This window comes from Nitratidesulfovibrio liaohensis (assembly GCF_011682075.1).
Taxonomy (GTDB): Bacteria; Desulfobacterota; Desulfovibrionia; order Desulfovibrionales; family Desulfovibrionaceae; genus Cupidesulfovibrio; species Cupidesulfovibrio liaohensis.
On record NZ_VSMK01000090.1, the window covers coordinates 1 to 7,010 of the forward strand.

The following is a 7,010-nucleotide window of genomic DNA, read 5'->3' on the forward strand; positions in this document are numbered from 1 at the left end:
CCCACCCGCGCCAGGCACCCCGGAACACGCCGCCCTGCCGCCGGACCTGAAGCCCGGCGAACACCTGTACGACGCCACCGTGGGCGGCACGGTGTTTCCGGTGCGCTCGCCCCGCAGGCTGGCCCCCGGCGATGCGGTGCAGGTGCTGCTGCGGCCCGAAGACCTGCGCATCGACCGCATTGCGGTTGCGGAAACCCCGGACTGGCCGCACCTGTGGGGCCGCATCGAGGAATCGGTGTACAAGGGCGCCACGGTGGACCTGGTCATCACCCTGGACGACGGCCAGCGCCTGATGGCGGCGGAGTTCTTCAACGAGGACGACGAGGACATCAACTACAACCCCGGCGAACGCGTTGCCGTGAGCTGGGTGGACGGATGGGAGGTACTGCTGCCCGATGACGCAGCGTAGACCCTTCCGCACCGCCAGCATCGCCGTGGTCTGGTTGTGGCTGGGGCTGTTCGCCCTGTTGCCCAACCTTGGCCTGCTGCTGGTCACCTTTCTGGAGCGTGGCGAGTCGGACTTCGTGAGCCTGGTGTTCACGTGGGACAACTACGCCCGCCTCGCCGACCCGGTGTTCGTCAGGATACTGGGCGAATCGCTGTGGCTGGCCGCCGCCAGCACCCTGGTGTGTCTGCTGATCGGCTACCCGTTCGCCTATGCCGTGGCCACGGCCAGGCGCGGGCTGCGCCCCTGGCTGCTGCTGCTGGTGGTCATTCCGTTCTGGACCAATTCGCTCATCCGCACCTACGCGCTGATCATCATCCTGAAATCGCAGGGACTCGCCTCCAACGTGCTGATGGCCCTGGGGCTGGTCAGCGAGCCGGTGTCGTTCATGTACGGCGAGTTCGCCGTGTTCACCGGGCTTACCTACACGCTGCTGCCGTTCATGATCCTGCCGCTGTACGCGTCCATAGAAAAGCTGGACAAGCGGCTGCTGGACGCGGCCAAGGACCTGGGGGCCAGCAGCCTGCGGGCCTTCTGGCACGTCACCCTGCCGCTGACCCTGCCGGGCATCGTGGCCGGGTGCATGCTGGTGTTCCTGCCCTCGCTGGGGTGCTTCTACATTCCGGAAATCCTGGGCGGGGCCAAGAGCATGCTCATCGGCAACTTCATCAAGAACCAGTTCCTGGTGGCGCGTGACTGGCCGCTGGGCGCCGCCGCCAGCACCATCCTGACCGTGCTGCTGGTGCTGATGATCATCGGCTACTGGCTCAGCAGCCGCCGGGTGGCCCTGCGCGAACGCAAGGGCGCGGACACCGGGGCAGCAACTGCGGGCCGCACGCCCGATGCAACGCACGAAGACGGCGACGGCATGACCCATGGTGCGCATGACGCGCGGGGGAGGGCATGACATGACCCTGCGCCTGCGCACCCTTCGCACCTGTTTGGTCTGGCTGGTCTACGCCTTCCTGTACGTGCCCATCCTGGTGGTCATCGTCTATTCCTTCAACGATGCGCGCTACACCACCGAATGGAAGGGCTTCACCCTGAAGTGGTATTCCGCCCTGGCCGCCAACGGCCCGCTGGTGGACGCCGCGCTGAACTCGCTGTCCGTGGCCACCCTGGCCGCCACCATCGCCACGGTGCTGGGCACGCTGGCGGCCATCTGCATCCGGCGCTACCGCTTTCCGGGGCGCAAGGTGCTGCACGGCTGCATTTACGTGCTCACCGTGTCGCCGGACATCGTCATGGGCATCTCGCTGCTCATCTTCTTCATCGCCATGGGTGTGCAACTGGGGTTCTGGACCCTGCTGGCCGCCCACGTCACCCTGGCGCTGCCCTTCGTCACCGTGACGGTGCTGGCACGCCTGGCCGAGTTCGACGAGCAACTCATAGAGGCCGCGCGCGACCTTGGCGCGTCGGAATGGCGGGCCTTCCGCCACGTGCTGCTGCCGCTGGCCGCGCCCGCCGTGGCGGCGGGGTGGCTGCTGTCGTTCACCCTGTCCATGGACGACGTGCTGGTGAGCTTTTTCGTCACCGGCCCCACCTTCGAGGTGCTGCCCCTGCGCGTCTATTCCATGGTGCGCCTTGGCGTGAAGCCGGACATCAACGCCCTGTCGGCGGTGATGTTCACGGTAACCATAGTGCTGGTGCTGCTGGCACAAACCCTTACCAGGACGAGGAGGAAATGATGCGCACGAAGCTGCACGCGGCCCGCGCCGCGCTGGTGATGGTGGGCCTTGCCCTGGCGGTGCTGGCGGCGACGCTGTTCGCGGGCCCCGCCGTGGCGGCGGAAGAAAAGGTGCTGCACGTCTACAACTGGTCGGAATACGTGCCCCAGTCGGTGCTCGACCGGTTCACCAAGGAGACGGGCATCAAGGTGGTGTACACCACCTACGAATCCAACGAGGCCATGTACGCCAAGATCAAGCTGCTGAAGGGCGTGGGCTACGACGTGGTCGTGCCGTCCACCTACTTCATCTCCATGATGCGCGACGACGGGCTGCTGGCCAAAATAGACAAGTCCAAGCTGAAGAATTTCAAGAACCTCTCGCCCAAGGTGCTGAACCAGCCGTTCGACCCGGGCAACGAATACTCCGTGCCCTACATGTGGGGGTCGTCGGGGCTAATGGTGAACAAGAAGGTGGTGGACCCGGCCTCCATCACCAGTTGGAACGACCTGAACCGCCCCGAATTCTCGGGCAAGGTCATCCTGTCCGACGACCAGCGCGACTCCCTGGGCGTGGCCCTGAAGGCGCTGGGCTACTCGGTGAACTCCACCAATGAAGCGGAAATCAAGGCCGCCTACGAATGGCTGAAGAAGCTGCTGCCTGCCGTGCGCGTGTTCGACGTGACCGCAAGCAAGCAGGCCTTCATCAGCGAGGAAGTGGCCGCTGGCCTGATCTGGAACGGCGATGCCTATATCGCGGCGGGCGAGAACGAAAACCTGGTGTACGTCTACCCCAGGGAAGGCGTGCCCCTGTGGGTGGACAGCCTGGCCATTCCCGTGGGGGCCAAGCACAAGGACAACGCCCACAAGTTCATCGACTTTCTGCTGCGGCCCGACGTGGCCAAGGAATGCGTGGAGGAATACAACTACTCCACCCCCAACGTGGCCGCGCAGAAGATCCTTTCGCCCGAGTTGGCCAAGAGCCGCATCACCTCGCCGAGTGACGCGGACCTGAAGAACGCCGAGTTCACCAACAGCGTGGGCAATGCGCTTGAGATCTACGAAAAGTATTGGGAGATGCTGAAGACGGGCAGCTAGCCCGGCTTTCGCCCTCGGCCTTTCCCGGCCCCCGTCGTTTTTCGGCGGGGGCCGGTTTTTTTTCATCCGGCACGCTGGGCCGACCTGCGAGCACCGGGCGCGCCCTGGCGGGGTGACGGCCCGGAAGAAGCCATGCCATTGGGGCAGTTGGAGTGTTTCTTACCAGCACGGACACAGACAGACCGGGACGAACAGCAGTGCGGGCGTTTGCGGTGCCTGCGCTATCGCAAGGGGTCGGGATGTAGCCGGGACCAACGTTTTTGCCCGTGGAATGCGTCATGGGTATCGTGGAGAACAGATTAATGTGTCACCATTGACATAGTAAGGCATTTTCGAATGTGGCGAAAATGCATCCTATGTCATGCAAGGCATAAATTGACACCATCGCATGCCATAAATAGTGAGAGTAAAGGCAGGTGTTGCGTCACGCCTGTACGCAACGGGTCGCCGCGCGGGCGGCAGCCTTTCGTCCGCGCGCCCCGTTCTGGTGTTGCAGATGTGGTGTTGTCGGCCATGCATGCCGTATGCGGTTGCACGCGGCAAGGAGCATGGCGTGGTGGCGTTGCCGGTTGGCGGCGCGTGCCTGTCCTTACACAGCAACGGAGGCTGACATGGCGAAATTCATACGCATTGACATGGGTTCGAGGACTGCGGAGATCGGGGCGTGTCCCGAAAAGTATGCCGGGCTTGCGGGGCGCGGCCTGACGTCCATGTTCATCGCCGACGAGGTGAAGCCCACCTGCCATCCCCTTGGCAAGTACAACAAGCTGGTCTTCGCCCCCGGTTTTCTCACCGGCACCAGCGCGGTCAACTCCGGTCGCATTTCCTGCGGGGCCAAAAGCCCCCTCACCGGCGGCATCAAGGAAAGCAACAGTGGTGGCAGCTTTTCGCAGAAGATGGCCCGCCTGGACATCAAGGCCATGGTGTTCGAAGGCCTGCCCGCAGACGGCAAGTACGCCGTGGTCAAGGTGGACAAGGACGGCGTGACCTTTGACGAGGCCCCCGCCGAAATCATGGGCGCGGGCAACTACGACGCCATCAGGGTGTTGCAGGACAAGTACGGCCCCAAGGTGGGCGTTGCGCTCATCGGCCCGGCGGGCGAGATGAAGCTGACCGCCGCCAACATTTCCTTTGCCGATCCGGAGGGCAACATCCGCAGCGCCGGGCGCGGCGGGCTGGGCGCCGTCATGGGTTCCAAGGGGATCAAGGCCGTGGTCATCGACGACGCGGGCGCGTCCGCCGTGCCCATCGCCAAGCCCGAGGAATTCAAGAGCGCGGCCAAGCGCTTTGCCAACGCCCTGACCACCCACCCCGTCACCGGCCAGGGCCTGCCCAAGTACGGCACCAACGTGCTGGTGAACATCCTGAACGAGGCGGGCGGCCTGCCCACGGAAAACTTCCGCCGGGGCCGCAACGAGTGGGCCAACAACATCGGCGGCGAAACCATGGCCGCCACCATCGAGGAACGCGGCGGCAAGACCACCCACGGCTGCCACGCGGGGTGCGTCATCCGCTGTTCGCAGCACTACGTGGACAAGCAGGGCAAGTACATCACCAGCGGCTTCGAGTATGAAACCATCTGGGCGCTGGGGGCGGACGCCGCCATCGACGACCTGGACGCCATCGCCTACGCCGACCGCGAGTTCGACGAGGCGGGCATCGACTCCATCGAGACCTCGGTGGCCGTGGCCGTGGCCATGGACGCGGGCGTCATTCCGTGGGGCGACGCCAAGGCCGCGCTGGACCTGATCAAGCAGATCCGCCAGGGCACCCCGCTTGGTCGCATCCTGGGGAGCGGCGCCGCAGCCGTGGGCCAGATGTACGGGCTTACCCGCGTGCCGGTGGTGAAGAACCAGGCCATCCCCGCCTACGATCCGCGCGCGGTGAAGGGCGTGGGCCTGACCTACGCCACCACCCCCATGGGCGCCGACCACACCGCCGGGTACGCCGTGGCCACCAACATCCTGCGCGTGGGCGGCTTTGTCGACCCGCTGGGCAAGGAAGGGCAGGTGGAGCTTTCGCGCAACCTGCAGATCGCCACCGCCGCCGTGGATTCCACCGGCATGTGCCTGTTCATCGCCTTCGCCATCCTGGACATTCCCGACGGGTTCAACGCGCTGGTCGACATGATCAATGCGCGGTATGATCTGTCCCTGACCGGGGACGACGTGACCGCCCTCGGCAAGACCATCCTGAAGGCCGAACTGGACTTCAACCGCCGCGCCGGGTTCACCAGCGCGCACGACCGGCTGCCCGAGTTCTTCGAAGAGCCGTGCCCCCCGCACAACACCGTGTGGGACTTCACGGACGAGGAAATCGACAGCGTGCTGGCCTTCTAGCAACACGCAGCCGCGTGGTCGCCTCTTGGGGGGGCGGCCACGCGGCATGGCGGGAAAGCGGACCAACCATGCATATCACCGTGAAATGCTACGCCACGCTGCAACGCTTCCAGCCCACGGGCGGGGAGGTTTTTGCCCTGCGCGAGGGCGGGACAGTGCATGACGTGGTGCTGGCCCTGGGCATCGCGCCGGAAGATGTGGCGGTGATCTTCGTCAACGGCCTGCATGCCCCCATGGACAAGGCGCTGGCCGAGGGCGACCGGCTGGGCCTGTTCCCGGCGGTGGGCGGCGGGTAGGCGCGGAGCGGAGGAGACATGGCCGACCATGCGCGGCACGGTGAAGGGGCAGGGCGGGATGCCGCTCCCGCTAGCGGACCGGACACCATCGAACTGCGGGCCTTCATGGGGCTTGCGGAGCTGTTCCGTACGCGCGGCTGGCCCGTGCCGCTGCCGGTGCGTGTCCATCCGGGCACCACTGGGCCGGAACTGTTGCGACAGCTCGACATCGCGCCGGAGCAGGTGGAGGTGGTCTTCGTCAACGGCAAGGCGGTCAGCCCCGATCTGGCCGTGGTGTCCGGCGGGGACAGGGTGGCGCTGGCGCCGCCCGGCGTTCCCGGTCCGTACCGGGTGCTGCTGGGCTTTCGCAAGATGTAGGATATTCCCGGTGGCGCATCCGGCCCGCAGTGCCCCCGGTGGTTGTCGCCGGATGTCCGGCAATGTCTCCGTACGTCAGCCCCGCACCTTACGGTGGCGGGGCTTTTTGTTACATGTCTCCTGAAGGCATGGCAGGATATCCTGCCGACCATGCCAGTCTTGAACGCGGGCACGTGTGGCGTATGCCAGCCACGGTATCACCCTGTACTCACAAAGGATTGCCCTGAAAGAGGTAGCCATGAATTCTGCCGACATGTTGCGCCAGGCACTGGAGCGGGCCGCCGTGCCCGGCATCCTGTCCGACGGCACCTCCGTGCGGATGCTTGCGCACGGGGCTGCGGACAGGGCGGCGCGCCAGGCGGGCATGTCCCTGCGCCAGGCTGAAATCGCCGCGCTGGAACTGGGGCTGGTGCCGGAACGCTACCTGCGCAACTTCGCCACGCTGGATTGCGCAGGCCAGGCGCGGCTGCTGCGCGCACGGGTGGCCTTGGTGGGGCTGGGCGGCCTTGGCGGGCACATTCTGGAGGGGCTGGCCCGGATGGGCGTCGGCCAGATCCGGGTGGCCGACCACGACGTGTTCGAGGCAACCAACCTGAACCGCCAGTTGCTGGCCACTGAGGCGGAACTCGGCATGCCCAAGGCGGACGCAGCCGCGCGCCGCGTGGCGCAGGTGAATCCGGCAGTGGAACTGGACGTGTGGCGCGACCCGCTGGAGGGGCAGGGCTTTGCGCGGTTCTATGCGGGCATGGACGTGGCCATCGACGCGCTGGGCGGCGTGGCGTTTCGCCCGGCGGCAGAGGCCGGGGCCG

The 7,010-nt window shown here is 65.9% G+C and carries 8 protein-coding genes; all 8 read left to right on the forward strand.

From position 1 onward, the window contains the following. Positions 1-409, forward strand: a 409-nt coding sequence (locus tag FVW27_RS04035) for a TOBE domain-containing protein (RefSeq protein ID WP_167122962.1), incomplete at its 5' end; no start/stop codon positions are given. After that, a complete protein-coding gene (gene potB, locus FVW27_RS04040) occupies positions 396-1,352 on the forward strand; it encodes a spermidine/putrescine ABC transporter permease PotB (RefSeq protein WP_167122964.1) in 957 nt (318 codons plus the stop codon). The genes FVW27_RS04035 and potB, both read left to right, overlap by 14 nt. 1 nt (position 1,353) lies before the next feature. Continuing rightward, on the forward strand, positions 1,354-2,133 hold the full coding sequence (gene potC, locus FVW27_RS04045; RefSeq protein WP_167122966.1) for a spermidine/putrescine ABC transporter permease PotC: 780 nt from the start codon (positions 1,354-1,356) through the stop codon (positions 2,131-2,133). A gap of 38 nt (positions 2,134-2,171) precedes the next feature. After that, positions 2,172-3,209 carry an extracellular solute-binding protein gene (locus FVW27_RS04050; protein WP_167122972.1) on the forward strand — a complete coding sequence of 346 codons (1,038 nt, stop codon included), beginning with the start codon at positions 2,172-2,174 and terminating at the stop codon, positions 3,207-3,209. Between the two features lie 611 nt (positions 3,210-3,820). Further along, positions 3,821-5,548: an aldehyde ferredoxin oxidoreductase C-terminal domain-containing protein gene (locus tag FVW27_RS04055; RefSeq protein WP_167122968.1), complete on the forward strand. Its 1,728-nt coding sequence runs from the start codon at positions 3,821-3,823 to the stop codon at positions 5,546-5,548. 68 nt (positions 5,549-5,616) lie between these two features. Further along, complete coding sequence (locus FVW27_RS04060; protein ID WP_167122970.1) at positions 5,617-5,844, forward strand: MoaD/ThiS family protein; 228 nt, start codon at positions 5,617-5,619, stop codon at positions 5,842-5,844. Positions 5,845-5,862: 18 nt separating this feature from the next. Then, positions 5,863-6,201 (forward strand): MoaD/ThiS family protein, encoded by a 339-nt coding sequence (locus FVW27_RS04065; RefSeq protein ID WP_208294619.1) that lies wholly within the window; start codon positions 5,863-5,865, stop codon positions 6,199-6,201. 238 nt (positions 6,202-6,439) lie between these two features. Beyond that, the coding region (locus FVW27_RS04070; RefSeq protein WP_208294620.1) for a ThiF family adenylyltransferase at positions 6,440-7,010 on the forward strand (571 nt) is incomplete at its 3' end.

Bases quoted from the DNA above. Each gene is read 5' to 3' on its own strand.
- potB (WP_167122964.1), top strand. From the start codon at position 396: ATGACGCAGCGTAGACCCTTCCGCACCGCCAGCATCGCCGTGGTCTGG.
- potC (WP_167122966.1), top strand. From the start codon at position 1,354: ATGACCCTGCGCCTGCGCACCCTTCGCACCTGTTTGGTCTGGCTGGTC.
- FVW27_RS04050 (WP_167122972.1), top strand. From the start codon at position 2,172: ATGGTGGGCCTTGCCCTGGCGGTGCTGGCGGCGACGCTGTTCGCGGGC.
- FVW27_RS04055 (WP_167122968.1), top strand. From the start codon at position 3,821: ATGGCGAAATTCATACGCATTGACATGGGTTCGAGGACTGCGGAGATC.
- FVW27_RS04060 (WP_167122970.1), top strand. From the start codon at position 5,617: ATGCATATCACCGTGAAATGCTACGCCACGCTGCAACGCTTCCAGCCC.
- FVW27_RS04065 (WP_208294619.1), top strand. From the start codon at position 5,863: ATGGCCGACCATGCGCGGCACGGTGAAGGGGCAGGGCGGGATGCCGCT.